This is a genomic window from Micromonospora phytophila (genome assembly GCF_023656545.1).
Lineage (GTDB): Bacteria > Actinomycetota > Actinomycetes > Mycobacteriales > Micromonosporaceae > Micromonospora > Micromonospora phytophila.
Genome location: NZ_JAMOKF010000457.1, coordinates 1 through 3,489 on the forward strand (window position 1 = coordinate 1; position 3,489 = coordinate 3,489).

A 3,489-nucleotide genomic window follows, 5' to 3' on the forward strand; every position below is an offset into this window, starting at 1 on the left:
CCGGCGTCCGCCCGCCTGGCCCGGCGTCCGCCCGCGTGGTGCGGCGTCCGCCCGGCGTGGCCCGGTGTCCGCTCCCGGCCTTTCCGCCGTCGGATCCGACGGCACGGTGACGGGCTCGGCGGGTTCCGCGCGTGAGAGGCAGCCGGCGGGGTAGAACTCTCCCCATGGCCGAGCAGACCGAGACCGCGCCGGGCGCGCAGCACTTCATCCCGCCGCAGGCCGACACCCTCGACGAGCTGCGCGACGCCGCCACCGGATGCCGGGGCTGCGAGCTCTACCGGGACGCCTCGCAGACCGTCTTCGGCCGCGGCGACGCCGGCGCCCGGGTGGTCCTCGTCGGCGAGCAGCCCGGCGACATGGAGGACCAGAAGGGGCTGCCCTTCGTCGGCCCCGCCGGCCGGCTGCTGCGCAAGGCAGTCGACGACGCCGGGCTCGACGCCGGGCAGACCTACCTGACCAACGCCGTGAAGCACTTCCGTTTCGAGCTGCGCGGAAAGCGGCGCATCCACCAGACGCCGGACCGCGTGCACATCACCGCCTGCCGGCCCTGGCTGGTCGCCGAGTTCGCCCAGCTGGACCCGGAGATCGTGGTGGTGCTCGGCGCCACCGCGGCCAAGGCGCTGCTCGGCCCGACGTTCCGGGTCACCCGGCAGCGGGGTGAGCTGCTGCCCTGGCCGGCGTCCGCCCAGCGTCCGGAGGACTTCCAGCGGGTGCCGGTGGACGCGAAGGGCACGGTCGCGGACGCGCCGTCGGCCCGGCTGCTGGCCACCATCCACCCGTCCGCGGTGCTGCGCGCCGACGACCAGGACAAGGCGTACGAGGGGCTGGTCGCCGACCTCACCGTCGCCGCCCGCGCCCTCACCGGGTGAGGAACGGCCGTCCACCCGGGACCGTTTGACCGATCCTGATGGATGGGTACGCAGGGCCGACGACCGTTCCCGCCGTCGGCTCCTCCCTGTCCGGTCGGGCCCGCCGGGTGGAACGCCACGTGCCGCACGCCGGCCGACACCACGGGGAGTCCCGACATGACCAGGGAGCACCGTCGCCGCGCCTTCGAACGGATGACCGCACTTCAGGTTCTGGCGCTGTTCTGGGCGCCGCTCACGCTGCTGGTCGGGGTGCCGGTGCGGTGGCTGTTGGAACGGGGGGAACCGCTGGCGGAGCTGGTGCTGGGCGGGGCGCAGAACGTCCTGTGGGTCGGTCCGGCGCTGTATCTGGGCCGGCGCGTCGAACAGACGCGGGCGGCCGGGCGCGATCCCGAGGCGTACGGCCTGCGGCAGGCGGTGCGAACCGGCGTGGTGCCGGCCGACGACGCGGTGCGGGCCGAGCTCCCGGCGTACCTGGCCGCCCAGCGGCGGGGCACCGTGGCGGCGCTGGCGGTCGTCCTGGCCGGCTGCCTGGGGCTGGTCCTGCTCGGGTGGCTGGTGGTGGGCAACGAGGGCTGGGCGGTGATCTACGGGGCGGCCGGCGTGGTGAGCGCCGCCGTCGCCGCGCTGACCCTGTCCCGGCTGCGCCGCCTGGACCGCCGGCTGGCCGGCTCTGGGCAGGGCGGATGAGCAGTGCCACACTTGCCGCCATGGAGCAGCATCTCTACGAGCGCGACCACGACGAGTTCCGCGACCTGTGCCGCGAGTTCCTGGCCCGGGAGGCGGTGCCACACCACGAGCGCTGGGAGGCCGACGGGATCGTCGACCGCGAGGTGTGGCGCAAGGCCGGGTCGGCCGGGCTGCTCGGCATGGACGTCGACACCGAGTACGGCGGCGGTGGGCAGCGGGACTTCCGGTTCAACGCGGTGCTGGTCGAGGAGATCGTCGCGGCCGGCTGCTCCGGGCTCGGCTTCGGCCTGCACAACGACGTGGTCGCGCCGTACCTCACCGAGCTGACCACCGACGACCAGCGCAAGCGCTGGCTGCCGGCCTTCTGCTCGGGTGACCTGGTGACCGCGATCGCGATGAGCGAGCCGGGCGCCGGCTCCGACCTGGCCGGGATCCGCACCAGCGCGGTACGCGACGGTGACGGCTGGGTGCTCAACGGCCAGAAGACCTTCATCACCAACGGGGAGATGGCCGACCTGGTGCTGATCGTCGCCCGGACCGCGCCGGACCAGGGCGCGCACGGGGTGAGCCTGATCGCGGTGGAGACCGGCACCCCCGGCTTCTCCCGCGGCCGGCGGCTGGCGAAGGTGGGGCTGAAGGCCAACGACACCGCCGAACTCTTCTTCGACGACTGCCGGGTGCCGGCGGAGAACCTGATCGGCACCGAGAACCACGGCTTCTACCACCTGATGGCCAACCTGCCCCGGGAGCGGCTGAGCATCGCCGTGGCCGCGGTGGCGGCGGCGGAGAAGCTGCTGGCGGTGACCCTCGACTACGCCCGCTCCCGCGAGGCGTTCGGCCGGCCCATTGGGAAATTCCAGCACAACCGCTTCCTCCTGGCCGAGCTGGACACCGAGGTCACCATCGCGCGGACCTTCGTCAACCACTGCGTCGCCGAGTTCAACGCCGGCCGGCTGTCGGTCACCGACGCCGCCAAGGCCAAGTGGTGGACCACCGAGCTGCAGAACAAGGTCGCCGACCGCTGCGTGCAGTTGCACGGCGGCTACGGCTTCATGCTGGAGTACCCGGTGGCGAAGGCCTGGCTGGACGGGCGGGTGCAGACCATCTACGGCGGCACCACCGAGATCATGAAGGAGATCATCGGGCGGGGGCTCGGCCTGTAGCGAAACCGGCTGCCGCGGGCCGGGGCGGGTGCGCAAGGATGGGGCAGCGCCTGACCCCTTACCGAGGAGCCGTGGATGGCCACCGACCTGACCGCACCGGTCCCCACCCGGCCCGACGTCGCGCCGATCCAGCGGCGGACCCTGCGCCTGCTCTTCACCACCCAGATCATCGGGGGGATCGGCGTCACCATCGGCATCTCGGTCGGGGCGCTGCTCGCCGCCCGGGTCGCCGGCACCGCGGTCGCCGGCCTGGCACAGAGCGCCGCCGTGGTCGGCGGGGCGCTGCTCGCCGTCCCGGTCACCCGGATCATGAACGGGCACGGCCGCCGGCCCGGACTGGCCGTCGCGTACCTGGCCGGCGCGGCCGGCGCCGTGCTGGTGGTGCTCGCCACGGTCACCCGCTCGGTGCCGCTGCTCTTCCTCGGCATGCTGCTCTTCGGCGGGGGTACCGCGGCGAACCTGCAGGCCCGCTACACCGCCGTGGACCTCGCCGAGCCGGCTCGCCGGGGCCGCCAGCTCTCCCTGATCGTCTGGGCCACGACGATCGGGGCGGTGGCGGCGCCGAACTTCGCCACGCTCGCCGACCGCCTCACCAGCGGGTGGGGGCTGCCATCGCTGGCCGGCCCGTTCGCGTTCAGCGCCGCCGCGTTCGTGGTCGCCGCCGTCGTACTCCTGGCGCTGCTGCGGCCCGACCCGCTGCTCACCGCGCGCCGGCTGGCGGCGGCCGACGCCCCGGTGCCGGCCGCCGCGGCGCCGCCGGACCTGACCCC

At 74.3% G+C, this 3,489-nt stretch carries 4 protein-coding genes; all 4 read left to right on the forward strand.

The features are described from left to right. Nucleotides 1–164 precede the first annotated feature (164 nt). Nucleotides 165–869: a UdgX family uracil-DNA binding protein gene (locus NCC78_RS29480; protein WP_250798629.1), complete on the forward strand. Its 705-nt coding sequence runs from the start codon at nt 165–167 to the stop codon at nt 867–869. 156 nt (nt 870–1,025) lie between these two features. Further along, nucleotides 1,026–1,556 carry a hypothetical protein gene (locus tag NCC78_RS29485; protein ID WP_250798630.1) on the forward strand — a complete coding sequence of 177 codons (531 nt, stop codon included), beginning with the start codon at nt 1,026–1,028 and terminating at the stop codon, nt 1,554–1,556. Nucleotides 1,557–1,576: 20 nt separating this feature from the next. Then, nucleotides 1,577–2,719: an acyl-CoA dehydrogenase family protein gene (locus NCC78_RS29490; protein WP_284706366.1), complete on the forward strand. Its 1,143-nt coding sequence runs from the start codon at nt 1,577–1,579 to the stop codon at nt 2,717–2,719. 75 nt (nt 2,720–2,794) lie between these two features. Then, on the forward strand, nt 2,795–3,489 hold a 695-nt coding region (locus NCC78_RS29495), incomplete at its 3' end, for an MFS transporter (protein WP_250798633.1).